The sequence below is a fragment of the Gordonia sp. (in: high G+C Gram-positive bacteria) genome (genome assembly GCF_047600385.1).
In the GTDB taxonomy this organism is placed as follows: Bacteria; Actinomycetota; Actinomycetes; order Mycobacteriales; family Mycobacteriaceae; genus Gordonia.
In genome coordinates, this window is sequence record NZ_JASGKZ010000001.1 from 2390923 (window position 1) to 2415186 (window position 24264).

Consider the following 24264-nt stretch of genomic DNA (forward strand, 5'->3'; position numbering starts at 1 on the left):
GGGGCCCGGTCGCGGGAGTGACTGCCGTCAGGAGTTCCGGCGTCATGGCGGCCGGTCGTCGTCGGCGAGCGGTACCAGGATCCGCCTGAACACGGGGAACAGCGTGTCCGGGACCGGTTCGAACGATCCTCGGTCCGGCCCGGAGTAGGCGGAGGCGTTGTTCCACTGCTCGGCGTCGACACGGAGGTAGTCGATGTCGCGGGCGTGGTCGTCGGCGAGCTGTTTCACGAACAGCTTCGCCGCGCGGCCGTTGCCCTCCCGGAACGGGTGAGCGGTGTTCAGGTACGCGTAGATGCGGGCGAGTGCGACGGCGAAGTCGTCGTGGTCGAGGACCTCCCATTCGGTGCCGTAAACCAGGCGCCGGGCGGCATCGAGGTAGTCGCCGATCTCCCGCGGGGAGGCGAACCACGTCATGCCCTTGTTCATCGGGTAGGTCCGGATCTCGCCGGCCCAGTCGTAGAGGTCGCCGAACAGTGCTCGGTGGATCGAGCGGAGATGGGCGGGACCGTAGGTTCGTGAGATCCGGATCCGGCCCTGCTCGATGTGCCGTTGCTTCCGGGCTGTCAACGCGTATTCGTATTCACGGAGTTCGACCGGGTCGGTGAAACCTTGCCGGTTGGCCAGGATCGTCGTGCCGGGAATGAAGGTCGATTCCCAATCGGAGTCGGCCATCATTCACCTCCCAGCCCCGGAAGCGGACGGCCTGAATCGGTTCGGTGATGTGTACCGAATGTGAGAAGTCGGGTCGTGTGCCGACTCAACTGGCGGTTTGCGACCGGTGCCTGCTCTTCTGCTGCGCGAGGGCCCGTGCTCGTCGGTCGAACTCTTCGTCGCTGAGTTCGCCGCGGGCATCCAACACCTGAAGTTCGATGTCCTCCCGCGTGGGTTCCCATCCTTCGAGAACCGCGTTTCCGATCGAGCCGAGCAGAATGCGGCGGGTGTCGGTCGGCAGCGTGTCGAGGAGGTCCGCGTAGGTGGTTTCGAGGTCGGTCGCCATGAGTGCGGATCCTTCCGGTAGATCTGGTTCGATTGTACGGGAGAACCGCAGGTCATGAAGGTTGTCGACGTCGTTGGACGCCATGCCGGAAGGCTGTGTGGAAGCCGCTGGAAGCGCGGCGGCGGACGTGTCATCGTTGATCCCCCGATCGATGAGCGGACACCCTGTGGTGCGTGCCGACAGTAGATCACCGGGGTCTGACAATCGCGGTTCGGCGCCGTCCGATCCGACTTCACCGCAGTGTTCGAATCCGACGGCCGTGATCTCGGTCGTCCGGTTCAGATGTACCGGGGAGAGGCCGACCGCGAGCCGTGTCGGGTGTTCGAGCGGCGGCAGGTGAACGTCGAACGGTTGCTGCGGAATCGAAGGCGTGCGGACGTTCGGTGTCCACGGCACCACCCGCGTGATGACGGGATCCGTGTCCCCGATGGCGAGGAACTGATCCGGATCGCGCACGGGACCGGGGCAGCGTCGTCGTGATTGATCTCCTCGATCGTCTTCCCGAGGACGTCCGGATCCGAGGAAGGTCCGGGGTCGACCGAGGGGTGGGCGAAGGCCACCCGCTTCTTCCGACGCTGGTAGCCCTGCTCAGCCCCGGTGACAGGGGACCGGAGGCCGACGATCCGCCGTCGCAGGTCGTGGATCTGGTCGATGCGCGGCGGGACGCGCTCACGGACCCGCTCCGGCTGCGGATCGGGGCGGTTCGGGCGCCGTCGACGCGGTCTGGTTCGCGGTGTTCTGACGGAAAACACGGATGAGGGCGTCGAGAACTACCTATGAACAGGCAGAATAGGGCATAGTGATCACAAGCGTTCTTCGTCGCGCGGGCAAGGGGTCCGTGTCGGTCGACGGTGCGAGAGAGTGAGTCTGTGGTGAGTGTCAGCGGCAAGGTCGTGCATTTCGATCCGAACAAGGGGTTCGGTTTCCTTTCGCGTGAGAGTGGTGGGGACGACGTCTTCCTGCACGTCAACGACGTCCAGGGCATCGACGAGGGCCAGCTGCGCCCGGGTGCGAAGGTCGAGTTCGACGTCGAGGAGACCGATCGTGGTGCCAAGGCCACGAACCTGAAGGTGACCGAGGAGGCTCCCGCGGGCGAGTCGCCGGCCGTCGAGCGCGCGCAGCGTCGCGACGACAACCGGGGCGGCTTCGATCGTCGTGACGACCGGCGGGGTGGCCGCGATGACCGTCGCGGTGGGTTCGATCGTCGCGATGATCGCCGGGGCGGCTTCGACCGCCGTGACGACCGTGACCGCGATCGCGGACCGCGTCGTTCCCCGCATGCCGGCACTCCGCTGTTCAACGAGTTCACCGAGCTCCTGATCGACGCGTCGCCGGACATCACCGCACGTCAGATCACTTCGATCCGCAACAAGCTGATGGATCTCGCCGCGAGCCGCGGCTGGAACAACTGATCCATATCGGCTTGACTTCCTCGGAAGCCGTCGACGGGCGCTGCCTGTCGGCGGCTTCCGTCGTTCCCCGGTATGGATGAATCGTCGAAGTGGCACAGGCGGTTCGACATGTCGGCGCTGTGAAAACAGGGTAGGAAAGTATGTAACGAATACGCGCGTGAATGTCGCTCGTCGATTCGCCGAGGAACTCCGTGACGAGGCCTGGTGAAACGCAGTGGTGTTCATTGCCGCCCACCCGAGTAGAAGCGAGTCACGTGTCGACAGACCTCCAGCCACCACTCGCGACGTACGACGACCATGACCTCGCGCGCATGGTCGGTGAGGCGCCCAAACAGGTCGAGCGGTCGAGCCCGACGACGGATCATCGGAGCGCGTTCGCTCGTGACCGTGCCCGCGTGTTGCACAGTGCCGCTCTACGACGACTCGCCGACAAGACCCAGGTCGTCGGTCCCCGCGAGGGCGACACTCCTCGCACGCGGTTGACGCATTCATTGGAGGTCGGCCAGATCGGTCGCGGTATCGCGATCGGCCTCGGCTGCGATCCGGATCTGGTGGAGCTCGCCGGCCTCGCCCACGACATCGGTCATCCTCCGTACGGGCACAACGGTGAGCGCGCCCTGGAAGAGGTGATGCGCGAGGCTGGCGGTTTCGAGGGCAACGCCCAGAATCTGCGGATCCTGACTTTTCTGGAGCCGAAGATCATCGGCCCCGACGGCCGGAGCGCCGGTCTGAACCTGACCCGGGCGTCGCTCGATGCGACGATGAAGTACCCGTGGAGCAGGAAAGCTCCGGGAAGCAAGTACGGCGCGTACGTGGAGGACGAGCCGGCGCTGGCATGGATCCGCGAGGGGGCGCCGGAGGGACGACGATGTCTCGAAGCTCAGGTGATGGACTGGTCCGACGACATCGCCTATTCGGTACACGATCTCGAAGACGGCGTCGTGAGCGGCCGCATCGATCTGCGTCAGCTGGAGTCTCCCGCTGATCGGACCGAACTCGCCGAGATCGCCGTCCGGTATTTCGACGGGATCGACGCCGACGCGATGATCGACGCCGCGCAGCGGTTATCGGAGATGGAGATCTTCCGGGCGTTGGGGGACTTCGACGGGTCGTTGGATTCGTCGGTGACACTCAAGCGGTTGACGTCGGAGTTGATCGGGCGTTTCGCTTCCGCCGCGATCACCGCGACACGTGCTGCCGAGGGAAATCGGCCGTTACGTCGTTACGACGCCGATCTTTCTGTTCCGCCGGAGATCGGGTCGGAGGTGGCTATTCTCAAGACGGTGGCGCTTCGGTACATCTTTTCGAATCGACCGCATCGGGCGAAGCAGGATCGGCAGCGGGACCGGATCTTTCGGGTGTCGACGTTGTTGATGAACACGGCTCCGGGTGGATTGGATCCTTTGCTGGTTCCGGAGTGGGATTCGGCGGAGAATGATCAGGAGCATATGCGGGTGGTGATCGATCAGATCGCGTCGATGACGGAGGGGTGTCTTGAAACTTTTGATAAAAAAAGTGCGGAAATGCAGGCGCATCTGGGGTAGTATTATTCATTTATGTTGTCAATTAATATATGTGGAAGGCTGGAAGGTGCAATTGGCGTCGTTGGATCAGATTCGTCGGGATTTATGGAATCCTCCAGAATTTGTTGATCGGGTTCGTCGACGAGTTTATGAAGTCGAGTCTGACGGGGTGTCGTCATTCGAAGATCTCTGCACTCGGTGTGATGGGGCGTTCCCTGGTTTAATTTCAAACTTTTCAAGCTTATTTCCTACGGTAGCGACTAGCATCTATGATCTACGTAAGCCATTCCCGTCACCTGCTCACGGGGAGTGGTACTTTACCAGGTTGTCTGCAAGAGATTGCGCAGAAATGCTGGGCAGGAGCCCGTTGTTGCTAGGGGTTCCTAGTGTTGGTGAATTCATAAAAGAGGGGACCTTGGTTGACTCTAGTAGATGGGTGAAGGATCGGTTTTCTCTTAATGATGACCTTAATTTTATTAACTCTCCTATCGATGAGGCTAATCTAGAGGGAGAATTTGATTCAGCGATGGTAGATCCACCGTGGTATGAGAGTGCTGTTCAAGAGTGGTTTTCCTATGCAAGTTCGGTGGTTTCCCTGGGCGGGACTATCCTTGTTCCTTTGATGGGTAATTTAACTAGACCTGATGCCCCTTATTTTCGCAGGAACATGGAGAGACTAGCTTCGGAAGTTGGTCCTTATTCAATCCTTCGCGGTGCTGTAGAGTATTCTGTCCCCCGGTTTGAAGCGTGCGCATTAGATGTGGGGTCTTCTTCGGTTTGTTCGAACTGGCGAATTGCTGACATTTTGATTGTTAAAAACAATAATAAATTGAGATGTCCAGGATTCAGCGAGTCCGTGAATGGCTGGCGGACGTACAGAATTCGCGATGATTTCATTGGTGTTCGCTCTGGCCTCGTTGGAGAATTTGAGAGTGAGGATCTAGAAATTTTCGGGATTGAGACTGTCGATTCGGTTAGCCGTCGACATCCGCGTGTTGCAAAATCCAATATATGGAGTAGTAGAAATGTGATTGCCAGATCTTCAAATTCGAATATTTTACATAGCTTGCTTACCCGTAAATCTGATGATGGGTCGGAAGTTGAATGCCGTATAAAAGAATTGTACGACGAGTTTATTGAGGTGTCGTGATTGTGATTGTGTTGCGTTATGGAAACTTTAAGAAAGATGATACTCGGCAAGCTCACAGTGATTTAGTTGATCGTTATGGTCACGTCTGGTGGGCCTGGTGGAAAAAAGCTCACGAGGATTATCGATTGGACCTTTTGCAGGGATTGGAAAGTGGCCTAGAACTAGGTCCTGTTGATATCGGGTTGGTATGTCGCAGTGATGAAGAATACTCTATTGCGAAGTGCGACAGGGTGATTTACTCAATTCCAGACGAATCTGGTTCGATTCCTTTGGTTGAGCCAGATGATAGAACGGGTGTTCCTCCGTACTATAAGGGTGAATCATTTGTTGCCTGGTTTCGATTCTCTCAAATCGTGCCTACTGACCGTAGTCGCTGGGAATCGAAATTCGGCCCAGTTCCGGCGGGTGAGCCAACTCTCGTTAAAGCTGGCATCCGAACTTTAGAAGATTCCGCGGTTCCGGTGTTTAGTGCAGATGCGAGACCGGGTCAGTCTGGGGTGCTTCATATTTCTGATTTGCACTTTGGTACAGACCATGGATATTTTCCTTCGAATCCGAAGGACATATATCCTCCGAATGAGTTGCTGCCGACGATAATTAATGCACTCGGTGATCGACGTCCTGCCTGTCTTGTGGTGTCTGGAGATTTAACAACCAGAGGAGAAGAGGAGGGTTTTGCTGCTGCAGAGTTATTTCTGGAGAAGTTGTCAAGTGAGCTAGAATTAAATAGTAATGCTGTAATTGTAATTCCTGGAAATCATGATATCCGTCTTGATGATGGGCAACCTAAGGATTTCGGAAATGAGGCACTATTTAGGAGATCACTCAAGCTTATCTATGGCACATCCAAAGACGTGCCTTTGGAGCGTGTGCATGATGTGCGAGACAGTGAAGGGCATCACTACTTGATCGGAACAGTGAACTCTTCGCGGCCACGACATCGCGAGACTATGGACTATGGATATGTGGGGGCAGATCGAAGTGAGCCTGTGTTCCAGACAATCCGGGAGAGATCTAAGACAGTTCGTGGGAGAGTCTGGTCTGCGGTGACTCTGCATCATCATGTTCTTCCTGGCCCTACGGTAGATACGCCAGAAGGTGGTAGGCCGATTAGTTTGACTATCAATGCTGGGCAGTTGGTGTCATTAGCTCAACGATATGGGGTTGAAGCTTTTATGCACGGTCACCAGCACCTTCCTTTTATTGGGGAAGTGGGCCGTATCGCTGAGTGTGATCGAGGCGGGCCGCGAAAAAATAATTACAATTCCCGCGTTGTAGTTCTTGGTGCTGGATCTGCGGGTGTTTCCGATATTCGCATTCCAGATGCAAATAGAAAAAACACGATTAGTATCTACTCGCCTTTCTCTGAAGGTGGACTTGGAATTGAATGCATTGGATACTTGAAGGGTCTTGATCCTCATTCTCTATGGTCGACTATTATTCCTAGATAGTGAGGATTATTCAGTGGGGTCATAATTGCAGGTAGAAGCTGATTTCCGGCACTGCCGGGATCGTGGTTTTCATCGTATCGAATGGGCGCCGGTAGTCGGTGTGGAAGATTCGCCAAGTCTTCAGGTTCGCGATGGTTCGTTCGATCATGTAGTGAATGTCGTTGATACTGGTTGTTCCACGCTTCGATGTCGTTGTACAGGTTTTCGCCGGCGGGTTTGTGTTCCGGGATGATCATCTCGTTTCCGATATAGCATTTATCGCCCATCCGGGTCGCGGGATCGAGCCCGTCCAGGACGCCACTGTCTTTGAGGCGTAACTGTCGTGTCAGGACCCCGGGACTGGATCGGATACCCACTGGAGTCGGCCGTGCAGGTCGCTGATGACCTGCACATTGATCCCTGTAGTCTTGTGCTTCTCAGAATACGAGTCCCGGTGATTAGCCTAGGACTAGCACGGGAGTAGCGTCACATCGACGATGACGTGCTCCCCGGCCGGGAGGTCCTCGGTGGTCGGCACGTACTCGGACTGGGGCGCGCTCGGTCCACGGAGTCAACGTGATCGCCCGGGAGACCGTCGGTTGGGAACAGCCGAAGTGCTCGGCCAACTCGAGCTGGCGAGTATTCCGGCGCAGATAGACGATCGCGATCTGCAGTGCGGTAAACAAGCTCAGCGAATCGAGTATCTCAGTTTTTCCTCCGCTTTCACCGCTGATTCATGGACGAGTGCGGCGATCTCTACCAGATCGCGGCAGTTCATTCTCGTGGTAGTATGTATGATGGCGTTGATCTTTATGGGACAGTTTTTGGCGAAACGATTCTATATGAGAGTTCGCCGCCCCTTTACTATCGCTATATGGAGAGATCTAAGATTTCGGGATCCTCTCCGCTGAATAAGCCTCAACGTATTCTGATTTGGTCTTTTGGAAGAGGTCCTTTCCATGCGCTCCACCGCCTGCGTCTACATCGATGCCGGGTATCTACTCGCTGCAGCTGCCACGAGGATTACCGGGACGTCGTTGCGGAGCGGCATCGTCGTCGAGTATCCGTCTCTGATCCAGACGCTCGCGGACATGGCGACCGAGCTCTCCGGACTCCCGCTCCTACGTGTGCACTGGTACGACTCCGCGCACAACGGCGTCCCGGACCAGCGCCAGGAACGGATCGGTGAACTGCCGAAGGTGAAGCTGCGGCTCGGCCGCTTCGGTTACGGCGGTGAGCAGAAGGGCGTCGACCTCCGTATCGGCCTGGACCTGGTGAATTCGGCGCGGAACGGGGCGGCCGACGTCATCTTCCTGGTCTCCGGCGATGACGACCTCACCGAGGCGGTGGAAGAAGCACAGATCCACGGCGTCCAGGTGGTGGTGTTGGCGATCCCGAATGCAGCGGGTCGAGCCCACGGAATCAGCCGGCACCTGCTGCGTGCGGTCGACGAGATGCACATCGTCGACGGCGTCAAGATCGACGGCTCCGTGACCAAGGTCGAGCGGAAGACACCGGAGACCGAAGACGAGGAAACAGGCCCCCGGACCACCGTCACACCTGCGGAAGTCGCAGCCCGGCCGGGCCCGCCGAAACCAGGTCCTGCTACCTCGGGCCCCAAGCCGGGTCCGGCACCCCGGCCGACTCCGGGTTCGATCCCGAAGCCCGGACCCAAACCCTCACCGATCCCGCAGCCGTCCGCGACACTCGCGTACAGTTCGGCCACCGGCCAGGAGGGCCAGGTGATGCCGGGCTACGACTTCGACACCGACGACGAACTCGAGAACATCGAAGCCATCTGTGAGCGTGTGCTCAGTTCATTCCTCGAATGCCGCGTCACCGGAGGACCTTAGAGACCTCCTGGCCTCACGCCCGTCGATTCCCAGAGACATCGACCGCGCACTGCTCATCAATGCCTCCGATGTGTTCGACGTCGACGACATCTCCGAGTCGGTGCGGTACTCGCTCCGCGAAGTGTTCTGGGAGACCTACGACGCCCACCGGTGACCACCAGCCGACCGCGTCATCGTGTTCGGAAAGCGAACACGATGACGCGGCCATCAGCGGCCGTCTCGCTCGCTATTCGGCACAAGGCGCTCGACCGATCGTTTCAGCGAACGGTAATCGCAGCGGTCGGCATGCTGCTGGACCACGGGCAGCGCGATGGATTTCTGGCCGGGAAACAGCCGGTCCAGGACGTCGGCCGAGAGAACGTAGAAAGTCCACTGATCGACGTCGAGTGGATCGGCATCGATCCTGTTCCTCTCGTGGTGCTCGCAGAAGACGTAGACGTCGGCCTGACGTTTGACCTCGGTGTCGTAGGTGTTCGACTTCGCGTCCCACGCCAGCGTCGGATTGATGCCGAACCTCAGCGAACTGCGCTTCGTCGTGCCCCACGACTGCAGGTGCGCCGTCGACTTCACCTCGACACGGATACCGTCTCTGGTCCGGAGGTCGTAGGCGTCCCATTCGAGGCGTGTCTCGTCGTCCGGGATACACCCGAGCACTGTACCGACGAGGAACTCCGCGAGCACGCCGCGAAGCGCGTTGCCGAGGAGATCGGAATACGCCCACGACCAGAAGTCGCTGAGTCTCGGACCGACCGGCTCGCCGCCTGCGTGAACGGGTTCGGTACCCGACATGCGCGGCGGCGGCGCGATCGGTTCGTCGTCAGCGTTCATGTCCGGATCATGTCATGTTCCGGCGTCGGGGCGAGCTTCGACATCGTACCCGGGGTCGTGTCGGGTGATTCCTGCCGCAAGGGTCCGATGATCCGTGGATCCGGTCGCGACCACGGAATATGTCCGGCGGAGTCATGCGGTGAAGTCCGACCCTCGACATGTTCACTATCGATGACTATCATCGTTAATAAGCGATAGTAGGAGGCCTTCGATGAGCGTGAACCTGCCGAGAAGAGAGGACGGCGCCTGGAGTGCGGGCCTCTCGCGGCTCGCCGCGTTGACCAGTCGAAAGAAGGCCACGGCGTCGTCGCACGAGGTGGTGCCCCTGCGATCAGAAGCCGAGGAGGAACTGGCCTCTATCACCCGAAGCCTCCGCATCCTGGAGGAGTCAGGCGGGGCGGACGCCGCGAGCCTGCTCGAAGACCTGGTGGCAGCAGTTCTGAAGACTCCCACGAGCCCGCCCGAGACGCTGATGTCGGAAGCAGAGGAGTCGGCGCTACGGGAGGCGGGGTCGTTCGTCGAACGGATGCCCCCGCTGACCGAACGCGCGTCGACCGCCACGGTGTTGCGTTCCCGGGCGATCCGAGAGTCGAGCCTTCCGACGTCCGACGTCGCGCGACTCCTCGGTGTCGGGGAGTCGCGCGTACGTCAGCGCGCCGCCGCCCGCACGCTGTTCGCCCTGAGATCGGGACGGACCCTGCTGTTTCCGCGTTTCCAGTTCGACGACGCCGGTCATGAACTGCCCGGATGGGACCGTGTCGCACCGGTCTTCCCCGAAGACGCACGGCCGGTCGCGATCGAGGTGTTCATGACGCGGCCGAACGTCGATCTCGTCGTCGACGGCGAGTCGGTCTCTCCGGTCGATTGGCTCGCCGAAGGACACGACCCCGCAGCGCTCATCGAACTCGCCGCATACGCGTTCCACCGTCATCCGCGGTGAGCGAACATCTGGCCGGCCCGGATCCGTCGAGGTTCCCGCCCCTGAATGACGAGTACGTTCGGGAGATCGACGTCGACGTACCCCTCGGGCGGATCTACTTCGCCGACGGCGAATACCCCGCGACCTGGAACGGTTTCCGGTATTTCGGTCCGACGACGTCACGCTTCGACCATCAGGAACCGCCGGCCGCACTGGATCCGGTCCGTGGCGTGCTGTACCTGGCGCCGTCGATGAACGATGCGCGCGGGGATCGGATGTCGTCCGTGGAGACCGCGTTGCTCGAATGCTTCCGGGACCGCGGAATCGTCGACGTGTCGACCGATCGGCCGTACTTCGCGCTGTTCACACCGGTACGGCGGCTCCGGTTGCTCGACCTGTCGGACAGCGAATGGGTCACCGTCGCCGGGGCGAACGCCGCGATCACGAGCGGTCCGCGTGAAGCCGCCCGGCAATGGGCTCGTGCCGTCTACGACCGTTACGACGACGTGGACGGAGTGTTCTATGCGACGTCGAACCGGCCGCTGTCGAGATCGATCGCACTGTGGGAGAGAGGGGCCGATGCGTTCCCGACGCGGCCGACGCTGAACATGCCGCTCGACCACATGGGGCTCCGGGCAGCGGTGGAGTCCTTCGCCGCACGCGTGGGGCTCGGCCTGCTCTGGTAGCGATCAGCTCTCGAACAGGTGATTGAGGAGGTCAGTCGTCGACGTCGACTCCGAACGCGCGGGCCAGGGCGGCCAGGCCCTCATCCCAGCCCTGGCCCACGGCACGGAGCTTCCATTGTGTTCCGCCATCCGGGAGTTCGCGCAGGTAGACCTCCAACAGCACGAACGCTCGGACCGTGGGTTCGGCCGGCGGAACGAACGACCAGGTGTCGCCGGTCGGACCGCGCACCGTGAGCACCGGTCGTCGGATCGCAGCGAAGGTGAGACCGGCGGCGACGTCCATACTGGCCGCGACGACGATCCGCCGGACCTCGGGCTGTGAGGCGCGCGGGTAGATCACCGCTGATTCGACGACTCCATCGGGACCACCGGTCTTGCCGAGCAGTCGCACGGTGCCGTCGCGGGCGACGGGATTGTTGTAGAAGAGGAAATCGTCGTCACTCAGGACGTGACCGGCCCCGTCGACCAGCAAGATCGCGAGATCGGCATCGGCGTCGGAGAAACGGAACTCCACGTGCAGCTCGGACTGCGCGGGATCCGGCAACGCGACGTTCTGACCGCGTTGCAACTCGATTCCGGCTACCGGCGGGACGGCGGCGACCGGAATGGCGGGAGCAGGAATCGGAGGCCTCTGTGGTGCGACGGTCCGCACCGTCGGAGCCATCGGTGGAACCGGAGGAATAGGTGCAGGCGAAGCCTGCTGGTGCTGCCGGGCGAGCCATTCGACGAACGGTATCGGTGCGTACAGATCGGCGGGTCCGTCGATCGGGGAATCGGCGTCGTCGAACCCGGAGTCCACCTGCCCGAGAACGGTGTCGGGCTCGTCCACGCAGTCGTCCAGGAGTGAGGCGAGCGCGGGGACGTCGTCGACCTGCAGCGGCTTCACGACACTGGAGATGTTGCCTGACGCGGTGCTGCGGATGCTGCACTGGACATCGGTGCCGATGTCGAAGATCCGCCACGCATCGTCCGCGGTACGCCACGTGCTGCCTTCGACGGCCGCGCGCGACCACGACCCGTAGGCGACGACGCCGAGCCGTTGCGTATCCGGCATCCGGGTGATGACGGCGGCGGCCACTTCGGTGATCGCCGGCGCCGTCGCGAATGCTTCGAGCACTGCGGCCGCGAGATTCGAGGCCAGCATGTGCAGCCACCACCGCATGCGGTCACGTTTGGGGAGTGCCTTGAGGGTGGGTCGCCCGGCGGGCGTGGTGCCGGGTTGCTGAGTGGGAAGCGAGTCGAGGTCGGGCAGTCGCATGACGATCGACAGTGTCGAGCCGCTCACTCCGACCGCGCAGCCCGCCGCCGGATTGTCGGAGAACGCGGAGTTCACAGCGTCGCACACGACTTCTCCGTCGTTGCCGGTCAACGCACGCCACCACTGCGCCGCCTCGTCCTGTAGAGAGCGATGGATCGACGCGAGACGCTGATTCTCCGCGCTGACATACGCCGCGGCCGCGGTCTGGGCGTGAGTGCGCGCCTGGGCTCGTGTGGCGCGGGCGAACCGGCTGACACCCGCAGTGAAGTGCGCTTCCGCCTGAGCCAGAGCCACGGCGGGAGCCACCGGTCGAGGCGGCGGCACAACAGGTACGACCGCAGCCGGAAACCGTTCCAAATGCGCCGTGGTGGTCTCTTGCCGCATACGTGTCAGTTCACCGATCGCGGCGTCACGTTCGGCCTCGTGCCGGGCGCGTTCGGCAGCTCGCTGAGCTGCCGCGAGTTGGGTCGGTGACGGGCGAACCGATCGTGACGACCGCCGTACCGTTCGACGACGTCCCGGGGTGAGCGGCGCGGACACCGAGAAGGGGCCGATCCCCGAGGACACCCGCGCACGCCCGGTCCCGACGGAGACACGCGCGATCCTCGGCCCCGCCGAAGCGCGGACCCCTCGGGTCGACACCCGTACACGCATTCCTGGAACACCGACGCTGAAACCCAAAGCCACGGAGACGACGGTACCGCTCGCCTTCTGGCGGTGGTCCACCTCATCGTTCGACGGGCTGCGGTCGTCAGATCGCTGTCGGTCGAACGGATGACGGAATGGCGCGCTCGATGAACGGTGCCAGAATCACACCTGTGACTACGTCTTTCCCTCCTCCGCCCGACCCCCGAAACCCGTTCGTGCCGGGGCAGGGTGCGACTCGGCCCGTCTCGCCGACACAACAGTGGGGTGGCGATGTTGCTTGGCCGCCTGCCACCCCCGACGGGATCGGCGGTGGGCCGACCGGGCCGACAGGCCGGGAAGAACCGCCTGCGCGGAACAAGATCGTCGTCATCGTGGGTTGGGTGCTCTTGGTCCTCGGGGCGCTGACCATGCTCGGCAGCTTCGGCGGAGACGGGATCGGTGCGAAACTCGGCGGTCTTCTTATCGGTGCCGCGATCGCTGTGATCGGTGCGCAGATGATCTGGAAGTTCATCACGTGGAAGGTGATCGGCCCCGGCGCCGCGGTCGGCATGCTCGCCGGCGGTGCGATGCTTCCGCCGGCGGAAGCCGCCCAGTCCACGCCGACGCCGCTCGTACCTCAGGCCACCAGCAGTGTGGCATCGTCGACCAGCGCAGTGACGTCGACGAGTGTGCCCACGACGTCGAGCATTCCGTCATCGTCGACGCCGAGCGTGGCTCCGACGTCGACGGTGTCCACGAGCCGGGCGAGGACCACGACTCGATACCGCACACCCGCCCGGGATTCCGTGCCTCGTCAGGTCCGTCCGCGAACCACGACTCGTATCCCGACGTACAGACCCACGGAGACCTACACACCGACGTACACCGCGCCGCGAACCACGTACACCCCTCCGCGAACGACGCAGACGCAGAACCAGGGCTCGAACGGGCGAACCGGTGCATTGTGCAACGACGGTCATGTCGACAGTCGGACCGGTCGGGGCGCGTGTTCCGGTCACAACGGTGTTGCCAGGTGGTTGTACTGACCGGCTGACTCTGTGCTGGAGATACAGAACAGAGTCAGCCGAATCTCGGTCGCTCACCGCCGCCTCGGTAGGGGAGACTCGGACCATGCGCTACTTCACGGCCGACCTCCACCTGCAGCACCCGAAGCTGGCCGAGCTGCGCGGATTCGATTCGGTGCCCGACCACGACGCGGCGGTGATCGACGCATTCGGCGCACTCACCGCCGACGACGAACTCTGGGTCCTCGGCGACATCTGCTCCGGCGGCGTGGCGAGCATGGAGTCCGCGCTCGCACAGTTGTCCGGCCTGCCGGTCCGCATGCACCTGGTCACCGGCAACCACGATCCGGTGCACCCCATGCGTCGCGGAGCGCAGCGGTTCTTCGCGGCGAACGCGGCGGTCTTCGCCTCGATCCAGCCGTTCGCGCGGGTGAAGGTCGGCGGGGTCGGCGCGCTCCTCAGCCACTTCCCGTACGCGGGCACGCCCGACCGGCACGAACGCGACGAGTTCCTCCAATACCAGCTCACCGACCGCGGGCAGTGGCTGATCCACGGGCACACCCACTCCGAGGTACGACGATCCGCGGCCCGCTCGGTGTGCGTGTCCCTCGAAGCGTGGGGTCTGCGGCCGGCCTCGGAGATCGAGGTCGCCGAGGTGATGGAGACGGCCGAGGACGACGATGTGCCCTCGGCAGTGCTCTGACGGCCGGTGTTCGCCACGCCCGCGATACACCCCGGGAATCGCTTACAGATCGAGTGTCAGCACCGGCGTCTGCGACCGCGAGCAGCACAGTGTGATCTGCGCGTTCGCGGCGTGCTCGGCCGGGGACTGCACGTCGTCCCGGTGGTCGGGGACGCCGTCGACCACACCGGTCAGGCACGCGCCGCACATCCCGGCCTCGCACGAGAGGTCCACGTCCACCCCGTTCTCCACCAGCACGTCCGCGATCGATCGATCCTCCGGCACGGTGAACGTCGTGCCGGACGAGGCGAGCCGCACGTCGAACGACGCACCGGTGACCGCGACCGGCTCGGACGGCGCGAACCGTTCGACGTGCACCGACTCCGCGGGCCACCCGTCCGCGGCGGCGAGTGTCACCGCGCGATCGATGAACCCCGCGGGGCCGCAGATGTAGAGACGATCACCCGACCGATACTCCTCCGGCAGCCGGGAAGCCGTCCGGAGAGAGTCCCCGGCACTGCTGAAATGCTCGACGATCGGACCGTCGAACACCTCGCACAGCGGCAGATCCGCGGCGGTGGCTGCGTACGCGTGCAGCACCCACGGCCGGTTCCGTGCCGTGCACTCGGCGGCCATCGCGGCGAGCGGCGTGATCCCGATGCCGCCGGCGAGCAGGACGGCACGCCCCTCGTCGTCGTGCAGGGGGAAGTGGTTCCGCGGTCCGGTCACCTCGAGCGTATGGCCGACCCGCAGTTGCTCGTGGATCACGAGCGATCCGCCGCGACCGGCGTCGTCGCGTTTGACGCCGATGAACCACCGGAGGGCCGAGTCGTCCGACGACGGGTCGCCGAGGAGGGAGTACTGGCGTCGTACCGGTCCGAGATGCACGTCGATGTGGGAGCCCGCGGAGAACGGCGGGAAGACCGCACCCGGCAGCGCGGGCCGGAGTTCGATCAGCAGCACGTCGCGTCCGGCGCGGGTCATCGCATGGACGACGGCCAGACGGGTGGCAGGTTTCTGCATCATCGACTCGGTCCCTCCTCACGCCGTGAAGAACTGAGACAGGCCGAGCTCGCGCAGGGCACGACGGTAGGCGATCGACGACCTGTCGGCGGGGATGTGGACCTCCAGCGACGGATCGAGCGGCAGATTCTCCGGCTTCTGCGCCTCGACCATGGCGCGGTCCTCCTCGAACACCTGCAGATTGAAGTCGTAGACGTCCTGCACGGGCTGGTCGGTGTCGAAATTGCGGACGCGGGCGTCGAACAATCGGGTCTTGGTCGCCGAGACCGGCGATGCGGCGTTCATCATCGCCAGATGTCTGCCGTCGGGGAAATGGACGTCGAGCGTCGCGGTGAAGGGAACGTGCAGACGGAACCGTCGCAGCCAGCGGAAACCCTCGGGCACCGCATCCCAGACCTCCGGGGAGGCACCGTGCGGGATGTTCGGCACGGACGACCAGTAGTCGGTCACGAAACCGTCGTCGGTGCGTTCCGGACGATAGTCGGGGACCTCCTGATCGTCTTCCGGAGCGAACGACCGGTGGTGGACGAAAGCGAAATGTGCGACGTCGAGGAATCCTTCGACCTGCCGGCCGGCGAACGCCTCCACGTCGATTCCGGGGCAGTTGATCCGCTGGAAACCCTCCTCGTCCCAATGCGGCACGGGCGGGATTCCGGTGGGGGTGTCGACGCCGGGGACGTCACCCGGCTTCGCCGACAGATTGGCCCACACCAGGCCGTACCGTTCGACGACGCCGTACGACGGCAGATGCATCCGCTCGGGGATCTTGGCGCTGGGATGTGCGGGGATGGTGGTGCAGCGGCCGCCCGCGCCGAAACGCAGCCCGTGGTACGGGCATTTGATGCCCCGACCGTCCTTCTGGTCCTCGCCGAGGCTGAGCATCATCCCGCGGTGCGTGCAGAGGTTGTCGGCGACGGTCACCTCGCCGTCGACCCGGTAGACGACCAGCTGCTTGTCCAGAAGCACGACGCCGAGCGGACCTTCGGTCACCTCGCTGCTGTAGGCGACGGGGTACCAGAACCGGGCGATGATCTGCCAGTCCGCGGGGTCGAAGGTGAGTTTGGCGGGCAGGGGGAGGTCACCGGGGCGGGGAGAGTAGTCGTCGGCGCCGCTCTGGGGGCGGCTGCTCCGGGCGAGCGCCGACCGCACCCGGGTGGATCCGGTGCCGACCACGCCGGAGACGTCGGGCTGGAAGGTGGGAACGGGCGAGGGGGTCCCGGTTTCGGGCATGACAGAGGTCCTCTTCGATCAGTGCGTACAGGGGTGGCGCGGGGTTCTGTCAGCCCCGTGCGCCGTGCGCGATCTGACCGCGGACCCACCCGGTGAGGTGGCCCTGCGATGCCGGGCGGGGCATCGGCGCGGTCGAAGAGTTCATGGCTCTCATGCTGGCCGGTCCGTGTTTCCCGGCGATGACGGAGCGGTCAAGCGGCGATGACACTCGATCTGGTCGTTCGGCCGTACGTCGGGATCGACATGGCGCAGACCTTCTTCGCCGCACGGTGGTCAGGCGGCGATGCGTTCGGCCGCAGAGCGTTCGGATTCGGGCTCGTTCTCGTCGTACACCGGGCGGACGGTGTCGTCGTCGTGGGTGACGACGGTGCTCGGCAGGTCGGTCGCCGAGGTGTCGACCTCGTCCTTGAGGGCTCGCAGCACTCGGCCGACACCGTCGGCGAGCTCGGCCCGCCTGGTGGAGCCGAAGATCAGCAGGACCGCGGCGAGGGCGACGAGGGCGTGCCAGCCGGTGAGTTCGTGTGGCATGGGGATTCTCCTCGGGTAGTGGGGTGCGGGTGGGTTCGACCGCCGGGGTGGTCTCGACGGAGACCCGGATCGAACAGAGCCGAGGTCTCGACCATCGGAGGGGACGTTCGACCATCGGGGATGCGCGACGGTCGAAGAGGATGTTCGAGCATTGGGGGGCGGCCGACCATGGGGGACGGCGGACTGTCGAGGGGCTGCCGGTCAGTCCGTGGGAGACGGGCTCTCGGCGGAGACCCGACTCGACGGAGACTCGGATCGAGCGGAGTCGAGGTCTCGACCGTCGGGGAACTCCGCTGGATCGCGTCGTACCTCTTCTGTGAGAAGACAACCCGCGAGGGCGCGAGCGTATTCCCGGCGTCCGAGGTCGGCGCCCTGATCGTCCACCTCGTCGTCGGGACGGGTGAGCAGTCGGCTCTCGAAGACCAGGCCCCTCGGGGGCCGGCCGGATACGGGACTGCGGTTCACGGCGGTTCTCCTCTCCGGTCGGATGACCTTCTGAGAACCACTGTGGCGGGCGGGACTGGGGTGTCCGTGACAGCGGGCTGGGAGACGACTGTGAACTCCCGGCATCGCGTCGAGGGCTCCGCGTCGTCGTCTGCGGTTCCGGGGACACGGAGCCTTCGACACGATCTCGCCTAACGGCTCGATCGGCTCAGGCGGCGTGGGATCCGCCGGACTCGTGGTCGGTTCAGGTGGCGTGGGGGCGTCGGGCGCGGTCGATTCAGGCCGCGAGGAAGGCCACCGGTACCAGCAGCAGGACGGTCAGTGGCCCAGGCGCCGCAGGAAGTCGTCCAGGCTCCAGCCCGCGTCGGTGCCGGGCAGGCCGGGGAGGTGCGTCGCCTCGCTGATGTCGAAACCGAACTCGGTGGGGTCGGGGAGACCGGATTCGGCGCGCAGCCAGGTGACGCAGATCTCGGCGGCCAGCCCCGCATCGTCGACGTAGATCGAGCCCGCCGTGCAGTCGCCGGTGGGGTCGTCGTCGAACCAGAGGTTCGGGGTGGCGCTGGACGCGTCGTGATCGAGGTAGTTGGTCGCCTCCATCACGACGTGCGAGCGGCGCACCAGATAACGCCCGTGCTTCAAGACCACGATCTGCGCGCACAGCGCCTCGATCGGGTCGGTGTCGTCGAACTCGTCGTCGAGCGGTTCATCACCGATGTGCAGGTCTTTCGGACCGAAGTCGATGGTCACTCCCGCAGGGATGTCGGGGAGCGACTCGCCGAGCCAGGCGGTCATCTCGTCCCACGTGTCGCACCCGACGAAATCGTCGTGATCGTCGTCCATGATCGTCAGGCCCCTTCCCGGTCCCGCTGGATGCGAGACGCTCCCTCGGATTCTAATCCGCCCGGCGGGTTCGGCACGGTCGGGCGGATCCGCCGCAGATCTGCTATTCGGGGCCGAGTCGGCGGGCGAAACGGTCGAGCAGGGCGATCGGGTCACCGGCCTCGAGGATCTCGATCAGCTCGGGGCAGTCGTCGGGTTCCACGGGCTCGATACCGCCGTACAGCACGTGGACGTCGCCCTCGACGACGACGCGGCTGCAGAGCCGGACCCCCTCGGGAACCGTTCGGCTGCCGAGGACCTCGCTGACGTCGACGCGCTCGCCGGAACGCAGGTCGCGCAGGGTCATGCCCTCGCCGGGGCGGACCGCATCGACCTCGTACACGGACCGGCCGTCACGGATCCACCGTTCGACGGTCGCGCGGTCCTCCTCGGGCATCACGAGCCCGGCCACGGCGAGCTGGACCTCGAACAGCCCGCCTTCGACGAGTGCGACGTCGTCCGGCAGCGGACTGCCGGCGAAGCGCTCGGCGGTCTCCTCGTCGGCGTACTGCAGGTAGTGCTCGTGGAACATGTCGAGCATCACCGCACCCGACGAGAGACCGGCGAAATCCAGGGCGTTCACGACCAGCAGCCGGTTCCGGATCTCCGGCGGGACCTGCGGCCTCCCGCGGTGGCACACCTTGAACTTGCGGCCCGAACCGCACGGGCAGGGTTCGTTGCGGCCGGGTTCGGGGCCGGCGCCCCGCACGATGGTCTGCAGGTCGTCGATCAGACCCGCGGGGCTGTCGGGCACCTCGCGGACCAGGCTCAGCGCACGCGCGTGGTCGCCGCGCAGCAGGGCGACGATCGACAGGGCACGCAGCGCGGGCCACCACGTCCGATCCAGCTTGAGGATGTCGTGCCAGGCCATCTCGGCGCGGTCGAGCCGGCCCGTCCCGAGCGCCGCCGAGGCGAGCACGTAGAGCGCACCGGGCCGGGCGACCGTCGGTGCGTGTCGGGCGATCGCGGCCGCCGCCGCACCGCAGAAGTCGTAGCCGGCGTTGATCAGGGTCTGCGCCGTCTCGGGGTCGATCTCCGGGCTCACCCCCGACAGCACCCGGATGTGCATCTCGTCGACGACGGCGAACAGGACCCGCGGGGTGTCGAAGACGTCGAACACCGTCGGATGCTCGGCGAGGACCTCGGCCACCGAGCGAGCGGGATCGCTGCTGCCCAGCGACACCAGGAAGAACGTGTCCACGGCGGCCGCCTCGACGGAGCCGAGCCCGAGCGCATCGGCGGACGTGATCGCTCCGAGTTCGGCGCGGTAACCGTCGAAGTCGAAGCCCTCGGGGGCGAGGAGATCGTCGTCGATCACATAGCCGGCCCGGGTGACGAGCTCGGTGAACGGCAGCGTGGGCACGGTGCCGTAGCCGTGGTCGAGGACGGTGTCCCACAGGGGATCCATGTAGGTGACGGCGTGCCCGAAGACGTCGTCGGGGTCGTCGTCGATCAGGTCGGCCAGCAGCGGGGCGAGGTCGAGTTCGACGGGTTCACCGGCTGCGGCGACGGCCACGGTGCCGTCGTCGATCGAGACCGACCGGACGGTGACGAGGTCGCCCGGTGCGAAACCCGCGAGGGTGCCGCGGGGCAGCGCGATCATGATCGGTGCGAGGTCTTCGACGCCGCGCGCGGTCGCCTCGGCCCGGTCGGCGGCATCGATGCCCGGCGTGAGCGTGTCCACGGCACCGGTCGCGGTGAGCGGATACAGGTCGGGCGTGTCGACGACGACGTCGGCGGCGATCTCCGCGGCGCCGAGCCGATGCGGGAAGGCACCCTGCTCGACGTGCGCGCGGACGTGCACGTTCTCGCCGTCGCCGGTGAGGACGTGGAACGGATCGTCGTTGTCGTAGACGACGGCGGCGGCCGTGTCGTCGTCGAACCCGGCCTCGACGATCCGGTCGACCCAGTCCTCGTCGCTCAGCGGACCGGCCTCCCGGAGGATGGTGAACGCGGTGTCGTACGCGAGATCCCAGTCGTCGTCCATGAGCCGACCGTAGCAGCGGAGCCCGCTCCGGCGGCGGGGTCGACGATGCCGACGTCCACCCGGGGCCGGAGGCACCGTGCTCGACGCAGGCGGTCGAGCACGGTCGGCGGATCACTCCTCGCGGAAGGCCTCGGCCGGGACGACGTAGGTGAGTGCGACGTCCCAGGGGGCGATCTCCCACCGGTTGATCGCATCGAGGGCGAGGGAGACGGCGCCGTTCAGGGCCTCCTCGGAGGCCGGTGCGGCGATGGTCTGCCCCTCGGGGTCGTCGCTGGGCGGCCACACCTCGCTCCCGGTCGGGGCGGGTTTGGTCTCCAGCAGGATCCGGTCGGTGCCGTCCTCGTGGATCCCGGCGATCAGGCAGTACCGGTCGCCCATGGATTCCCGACCGCCGGGTTCGACGACGATCAGCTCGCCGCGGCTGAAGGCGGCGGCCGTGGCGCGGAAGATCGTCCGACCGAGGTCTTCCCACGGATCGCCGGTCACCTCCTGCGGAGCCTGCGAGGTGAAGACGCGGGAGGTCACCGATTCCGGGTTCTCCGCGCCCTCGGTCGCGGTCAGGGTCTCCAGGGTGAGGGCGCCGGTCGCGGCGTCGAAACGCGCGATCTCACGGTAACTGCCCGGGCCGATCTCGGCGCGGGCGATCGAACCGGTCGCCACGAGTTCGCCGAATCCGTCGGCGTCGGTCAGCTGCCACAGGGTCGGTTCGTCGGTCCAGACCTGGACGAGACCGCCCACCGGGACGCCGAAGACGGCCAGGGGGAGGCTCTCGCCTGCGGTCTGCGGGGTGTCGGACATGCGGCGTGCTCCATTCGTCGGGTTCGCCCCTCACTATGCCGCACGGGGTCGCCGAGGAAGGGTTCCCGCGCAGACGGCGGACTCGTGTCGGGTCGGGCCACCCGAGTCCGCCGTCTGCGCGGCACCGGATCAGTCCTGCGAGGCCGACTCCGGCTGCGGGTCGATCCGGTCGAGGACGATCTCGGCGAGTTCGCCGGTGCGGTGCTCGGGCAGCCAGTGGTCGGCGCCCTCGATCACTCGCAGGTCGAAGTCGGCGTCCACGTACTCGCCGGTGATCTGGGCGCCCTTGCGGGCCAGGGCGACGTCGTTCGTACTCCACACGTGGGTCGTCGGCACCGCGACGTGTCGGGTCATGTCGTGCGGGGCGTTCAACATCATGGCCCGGTACCAGTTGAGCGAACCCGGCAGCGAACCCCTGTCGAAGAACTTCTCCCGGGTGGCGGCGAGCAGCTCGTCGTCCATGCCGGTGCTGCGGAGCACCTTGTCGGCCGCCGCGGGGAATCGCTTGGCCAGCTGTTCGGCGAGGAACGGCGGCTGGAAGAGGTAGATGTACCAGGACCGCACCGCCTGATCGCTGGTCAGCAGCGAGCGGACGTAGGCGGCGGAATGCGGGACGGAGACGGCGGTGAGCGTCCGGACCAGATCGGGCCGACTCGCGGCGAGCCGCCACGCGACCACCGCACCCCAGTCGTGGCCGACCACGTGCACGGGACCGTCGCCGAGCTGCTCGATCAGGGCGGCCGCGTCGTCGACGAGCAGCCCGGTCCGGTAGTTGATCCGGCCCTTCGGACGCGCACCCGGGGAGTATCCTCGCTGATCGGGGCACACCGTGCGGAAGCCCCGGGCGTTGAGCATCGGGGTCAGCGCGTCCCAGGTGTAGGCGCCCTGGGGGAAGCCGTGCAGCAGGACGACGGTGCCCCTGCTCCGATCCGGATCGGTCGGCGGCGTATCGACGACGTCGAAGGTGAATCCTGCGTGTGAATACTGCTCCATGGACCCGGTACTTCCCCTCTGGTAAGCGACGAGAAGAACCCTACTTGCTGGTAGGTTCCAGGGGCAGTTCGGTCTCGGGGATCCGGAGCGGGTTCTCGATCTCGTCGTGCCACAGGCGGGCGACCACGAAGAAGAAGATCGCGACCGGGATCGGCAGGATCCCGCCGAGCACGAAGGTCCAGCCGATGCCGATCGTCTGCGCGACCGGCGCGGCCAGTGCCATCGACACCGGCATCAGGGATGCGGAGACGAAGAAGTCGAGGGCGGAGATCCGGCCGAGGAGCTCGGTGGGCACGCGGCGCTGCAGCAGGGTTCCCCACAGGACCATGGGGCCGTCGAGCATCAGGCCGATCAGGAAGCCGGCCACCACGAACCACGCGGTGTGATATGCGAAACCCATGATCGCCATCGGCACCGTGCAGACCGCCCAGAGCGTGAACATCACCGTCAGATAGCGGCGCGGCATGGGGATGGAGGCGAAGAAGAACGCGCCGAGCGCGGCGCCCGCACCGAAGGCGGCCAGGACCAGGGCGTGGCTGGTGGCGTCGCCGCCGGCGCGGTCGCGCAGCGCGAACGGGACGAGGACCTCGATCGGACCCATCGCCATCAGGACGGCGAACGACACGAACAGCAACGACGCCCAGAGCCACGGTGTGCGCTTCATGTACCCGAAGCCCTCGCCGAGGTCGGCGAGCACACCGCGCACCGGATGCCGGGCCGCGCGCTCGGCGGACAGGGTGGGTACCTCGTCGTCGACCGGGCCCATGGCCAGGTAGCAGGCCGCCGACAGGATGCAGGCGATCGCGCCCACCACGATGGCGGTGCCGGGCGACCACGTCCCGATGATCGCGCCCGCGATCATCGGCCCCGCGGCCTGGAACAGGACCGGGCGCATGAAACCCTCCACCCCGTTGGCGGCCTGGAGTTCGGCGGCGCCGACGATCCGGGGGAGCAGGGCCGAGTAGGCGGGGTAGTACATGCCGGTGGTCACTCCGCCGAGCAGGGCGGCCGCCACCAGGTGGGGGACGGTGAGGGCCCCGAGCACGGAGGCGAACCCGACGCTGCCGAATGCGACCAGTTTGACCGTCTCGAGGCCGACGATGATCTTGCGTTGGGACACCCGGTCGGCGAGCACGCCGCCGAAGAGCGTGGAGACCACCATGCCGACCGCGGCGGTGCCCGAGACCAGCGAGACCTGGCCGGGGCCGCCGCCGAGTCCGATCACCTGCCAGACCAGGGCGACCATCCGGATGCCGTCGCCGAACAGCGCCAGCGCGAGCCCGGCGGCGAGCCACCGGTACCGGCGCAGCGCGAACGGGCGAAGGACCCGGGGAAGGGTGGAGGCGGTGGAGGTCACCCGTCGAGCTTGCCCGAGTGCGGCGGCCGGACGCCAACTGTTTTCCCGCGGTGTGACGTCGTCGGTGGGCCTCGCCGGATGTCCGGAAGAAGACTGCCATCGCCTCGCCTACGCGGCCAGCGGCGGGATCCCCGTCAACGGCTGCGCCGATGCGGGGTGGGCGTATCCGCTCTCCCAGGGGAACCGGTTGTGCGCGTCCGGCCAGATCAGTTGGACCGCCAGGAAATCCGGACCGTACAGCAGGCGGGTCACATGCATCTGGACGGTGTCGATCGCCGGGAGAAGCGCCAGGCGATGCGGTGGACTCACCACCCCGTCGAGGAAACGGGAGCCGAGCAGGTCGCGGTCGGCGACGGCCAGCTCCGCCGCCCGATCGAGGATCCGGCAGGCCAAATCCGGATCGAGACCGGTGACCAGCAGTTCGGGACGCCGATGTTCGGTGAGCCCGGTGGTGTAGGCGACCGCGGGTGCAGTGTCGTCGCCGTACACGCCGGTCACCGACCATCGGCCGTCCGCGATCTGCGCGAAGGCGTTCCCCACCAGATCGTCCGCGCCGGTGCAGCGCGGGTCGTGTTCACACATCGTCGTCTCCCTCCGTCATCCGCCACTCGGGCGCGTATCGATCATGTGTTCGA

General features: G+C 65.0%; 24 protein-coding genes. 8 read left to right on the plus strand and 16 right to left on the minus strand.

The window, feature by feature from the left end; genetic code table 11:
* Positions 1 to 42: 42 nt before the first annotated feature.
* Entirely contained in the window at positions 43 to 672 is a 630-nt protein-coding gene (locus QM809_RS10705; protein ID WP_415045762.1) for a Fic/DOC family protein, read from the minus strand.
* A gap of 85 nt (positions 673 to 757) precedes the next feature.
* The gene (locus tag QM809_RS10710) at positions 758 to 1453 is read right to left on the minus strand and encodes a hypothetical protein (RefSeq protein WP_415045763.1); all 696 of its coding nucleotides are present in this window, start codon (positions 1451 to 1453) and stop codon (positions 758 to 760) included.
* Between the two features lie 416 nt (positions 1454 to 1869).
* Between QM809_RS10710 and QM809_RS10715 the strand changes: the two genes are divergently transcribed.
* The 4 genes from QM809_RS10715 to QM809_RS10730 all read left to right on the plus strand — a co-directional run bounded on the left by QM809_RS10715 (position 1870) and on the right by QM809_RS10730 (position 6533).
* A complete protein-coding gene (locus QM809_RS10715; protein ID WP_415047058.1) occupies positions 1870 to 2409 on the plus strand; it encodes a cold-shock protein in 540 nt (179 codons plus the stop codon).
* A gap of 161 nt (positions 2410 to 2570) precedes the next feature.
* Positions 2571 to 3953 (plus strand): deoxyguanosinetriphosphate triphosphohydrolase, encoded by a 1383-nt coding sequence (locus QM809_RS10720; RefSeq protein ID WP_415045764.1) that lies wholly within the window; start codon positions 2571 to 2573, stop codon positions 3951 to 3953.
* A 328-nt stretch (positions 3954 to 4281) separates the two neighbouring features.
* The gene (locus QM809_RS10725; RefSeq protein ID WP_415045765.1) at positions 4282 to 5082 is read left to right on the plus strand and encodes a hypothetical protein; all 801 of its coding nucleotides are present in this window, start codon (positions 4282 to 4284) and stop codon (positions 5080 to 5082) included.
* On the plus strand, positions 5079 to 6533 hold the full coding sequence (locus QM809_RS10730; protein WP_415045766.1) for a metallophosphoesterase family protein: 1455 nt from the start codon (positions 5079 to 5081) through the stop codon (positions 6531 to 6533). Before QM809_RS10725 ends, QM809_RS10730 begins: the two co-directional genes overlap by 4 nt.
* Positions 6534 to 6552: 19 nt before the next feature.
* Here the strand turns inward: QM809_RS10730 and QM809_RS10735 are convergent, their stop codons facing one another.
* The gene (locus QM809_RS10735) at positions 6553 to 6681 is read right to left on the minus strand and encodes a hypothetical protein (RefSeq protein WP_415045767.1); all 129 of its coding nucleotides are present in this window, start codon (positions 6679 to 6681) and stop codon (positions 6553 to 6555) included.
* A gap of 289 nt (positions 6682 to 6970) precedes the next feature.
* Complete coding sequence (locus QM809_RS10740; RefSeq protein ID WP_415045768.1) at positions 6971 to 7198, minus strand: hypothetical protein; 228 nt, start codon at positions 7196 to 7198, stop codon at positions 6971 to 6973.
* Positions 7199 to 7471: 273 nt separating this feature from the next.
* On the opposite strand from QM809_RS10740, the gene QM809_RS10745 reads away from it, so the two are divergent.
* Positions 7472 to 8365, plus strand: a complete 894-nt coding sequence (locus QM809_RS10745; RefSeq protein ID WP_415045769.1) for an NYN domain-containing protein — start codon at positions 7472 to 7474, stop codon at positions 8363 to 8365.
* 207 nt (positions 8366 to 8572) lie between these two features.
* Here the strand turns inward: QM809_RS10745 and QM809_RS10750 are convergent, their stop codons facing one another.
* Positions 8573 to 9046: a hypothetical protein gene (locus QM809_RS10750; protein WP_415045770.1), complete on the minus strand. Its 474-nt coding sequence runs from the start codon at positions 9044 to 9046 to the stop codon at positions 8573 to 8575.
* 358 nt (positions 9047 to 9404) lie between these two features.
* On the opposite strand from QM809_RS10750, the gene QM809_RS10755 reads away from it, so the two are divergent.
* Both QM809_RS10755 and QM809_RS10760 read left to right on the plus strand, forming a co-directional pair.
* A complete protein-coding gene (locus tag QM809_RS10755; protein ID WP_415045771.1) occupies positions 9405 to 10133 on the plus strand; it encodes a hypothetical protein in 729 nt (242 codons plus the stop codon).
* Entirely contained in the window at positions 10130 to 10798 is a 669-nt protein-coding gene (locus QM809_RS10760) for an RES family NAD+ phosphorylase (protein WP_415045772.1), read from the plus strand. The genes QM809_RS10755 and QM809_RS10760 overlap by 4 nt, the downstream gene beginning before the upstream one ends.
* A gap of 31 nt (positions 10799 to 10829) precedes the next feature.
* On the opposite strand, the gene QM809_RS10765 is transcribed toward QM809_RS10760, so the two are convergent.
* Together QM809_RS10765 and QM809_RS10770 are read right to left on the minus strand one after the other, a co-directional pair.
* Complete coding sequence (locus QM809_RS10765; RefSeq protein ID WP_415045773.1) at positions 10830 to 12350, minus strand: TerD family protein; 1521 nt, start codon at positions 12348 to 12350, stop codon at positions 10830 to 10832.
* 970 nt (positions 12351 to 13320) lie between these two features.
* Entirely contained in the window at positions 13321 to 13473 is a 153-nt protein-coding gene (locus tag QM809_RS10770) for a hypothetical protein (RefSeq protein WP_415045774.1), read from the minus strand.
* Positions 13474 to 13814: 341 nt separating this feature from the next.
* Here QM809_RS10770 and QM809_RS10775 point away from each other — a divergent pair, with 341 nt between their 5' ends.
* Complete coding sequence (locus QM809_RS10775; RefSeq protein WP_415045775.1) at positions 13815 to 14411, plus strand: metallophosphoesterase; 597 nt, start codon at positions 13815 to 13817, stop codon at positions 14409 to 14411.
* Positions 14412 to 14453: 42 nt separating this feature from the next.
* On the opposite strand, the gene QM809_RS10780 is transcribed toward QM809_RS10775, so the two are convergent.
* The 9 genes from QM809_RS10780 to QM809_RS10820 form a co-directional block, all read right to left on the minus strand.
* Positions 14454 to 15416, minus strand: a complete 963-nt coding sequence (locus tag QM809_RS10780) for a PDR/VanB family oxidoreductase (RefSeq protein ID WP_415045776.1) — start codon at positions 15414 to 15416, stop codon at positions 14454 to 14456.
* Between the two features lie 15 nt (positions 15417 to 15431).
* Complete coding sequence (locus tag QM809_RS10785; RefSeq protein WP_415045777.1) at positions 15432 to 16643, minus strand: aromatic ring-hydroxylating oxygenase subunit alpha; 1212 nt, start codon at positions 16641 to 16643, stop codon at positions 15432 to 15434.
* A 273-nt stretch (positions 16644 to 16916) separates the two neighbouring features.
* On the minus strand, positions 16917 to 17171 hold the full coding sequence (locus QM809_RS10790) for a twin-arginine translocase TatA/TatE family subunit (protein ID WP_415045778.1): 255 nt from the start codon (positions 17169 to 17171) through the stop codon (positions 16917 to 16919).
* A 762-nt stretch (positions 17172 to 17933) separates the two neighbouring features.
* Complete coding sequence (locus QM809_RS10795) at positions 17934 to 18455, minus strand: hypothetical protein (RefSeq protein WP_415045779.1); 522 nt, start codon at positions 18453 to 18455, stop codon at positions 17934 to 17936.
* Between the two features lie 103 nt (positions 18456 to 18558).
* The gene (locus tag QM809_RS10800; RefSeq protein WP_415045780.1) at positions 18559 to 20481 is read right to left on the minus strand and encodes an SEC-C metal-binding domain-containing protein; all 1923 of its coding nucleotides are present in this window, start codon (positions 20479 to 20481) and stop codon (positions 18559 to 18561) included.
* Positions 20482 to 20592: 111 nt separating this feature from the next.
* Positions 20593 to 21279: a hypothetical protein gene (locus QM809_RS10805; protein WP_415045781.1), complete on the minus strand. Its 687-nt coding sequence runs from the start codon at positions 21277 to 21279 to the stop codon at positions 20593 to 20595.
* A gap of 129 nt (positions 21280 to 21408) precedes the next feature.
* Positions 21409 to 22272, minus strand: a complete 864-nt coding sequence (locus QM809_RS10810; protein WP_415045782.1) for an alpha/beta fold hydrolase — start codon at positions 22270 to 22272, stop codon at positions 21409 to 21411.
* Between the two features lie 40 nt (positions 22273 to 22312).
* On the minus strand, positions 22313 to 23629 hold the full coding sequence (locus tag QM809_RS10815; protein ID WP_415045783.1) for an MFS transporter: 1317 nt from the start codon (positions 23627 to 23629) through the stop codon (positions 22313 to 22315).
* 108 nt (positions 23630 to 23737) lie between these two features.
* The gene (locus QM809_RS10820) at positions 23738 to 24211 is read right to left on the minus strand and encodes a DUF4262 domain-containing protein (RefSeq protein ID WP_415045784.1); all 474 of its coding nucleotides are present in this window, start codon (positions 24209 to 24211) and stop codon (positions 23738 to 23740) included.
* Positions 24212 to 24264 lie beyond the last annotated feature (53 nt).

Bases quoted from the DNA above. Each gene is read 5' to 3' on its own strand.
- QM809_RS10705 (WP_415045762.1), bottom strand. From the start codon at position 672: ATGGCCGACTCCGATTGGGAATCGACCTTCATTCCCGGCACGACGATC.
- QM809_RS10720 (WP_415045764.1), top strand. From the start codon at position 2,571: ATGTCGCTCGTCGATTCGCCGAGGAACTCCGTGACGAGGCCTGGTGAA.
- QM809_RS10725 (WP_415045765.1), top strand. From the start codon at position 4,282: ATGCTGGGCAGGAGCCCGTTGTTGCTAGGGGTTCCTAGTGTTGGTGAA.
- QM809_RS10735 (WP_415045767.1), bottom strand. From the start codon at position 6,681: ATGATCGAACGAACCATCGCGAACCTGAAGACTTGGCGAATCTTCCAC.
- QM809_RS10745 (WP_415045769.1), top strand. From the start codon at position 7,472: ATGCGCTCCACCGCCTGCGTCTACATCGATGCCGGGTATCTACTCGCT.
- QM809_RS10755 (WP_415045771.1), top strand. From the start codon at position 9,405: ATGAGCGTGAACCTGCCGAGAAGAGAGGACGGCGCCTGGAGTGCGGGC.
- QM809_RS10775 (WP_415045775.1), top strand. From the start codon at position 13,815: ATGCGCTACTTCACGGCCGACCTCCACCTGCAGCACCCGAAGCTGGCC.
- QM809_RS10780 (WP_415045776.1), bottom strand. From the start codon at position 15,416: ATGATGCAGAAACCTGCCACCCGTCTGGCCGTCGTCCATGCGATGACC.
- QM809_RS10785 (WP_415045777.1), bottom strand. From the start codon at position 16,643: ATGCCCGAAACCGGGACCCCCTCGCCCGTTCCCACCTTCCAGCCCGAC.
- QM809_RS10790 (WP_415045778.1), bottom strand. From the start codon at position 17,171: ATGCCACACGAACTCACCGGCTGGCACGCCCTCGTCGCCCTCGCCGCG.
- QM809_RS10795 (WP_415045779.1), bottom strand. From the start codon at position 18,455: ATGGACGACGATCACGACGATTTCGTCGGGTGCGACACGTGGGACGAG.
- QM809_RS10800 (WP_415045780.1), bottom strand. From the start codon at position 20,481: ATGGACGACGACTGGGATCTCGCGTACGACACCGCGTTCACCATCCTC.
- QM809_RS10805 (WP_415045781.1), bottom strand. From the start codon at position 21,279: ATGTCCGACACCCCGCAGACCGCAGGCGAGAGCCTCCCCCTGGCCGTC.
- QM809_RS10810 (WP_415045782.1), bottom strand. From the start codon at position 22,272: ATGGAGCAGTATTCACACGCAGGATTCACCTTCGACGTCGTCGATACG.
- QM809_RS10820 (WP_415045784.1), bottom strand. From the start codon at position 24,211: ATGTGTGAACACGACCCGCGCTGCACCGGCGCGGACGATCTGGTGGGG.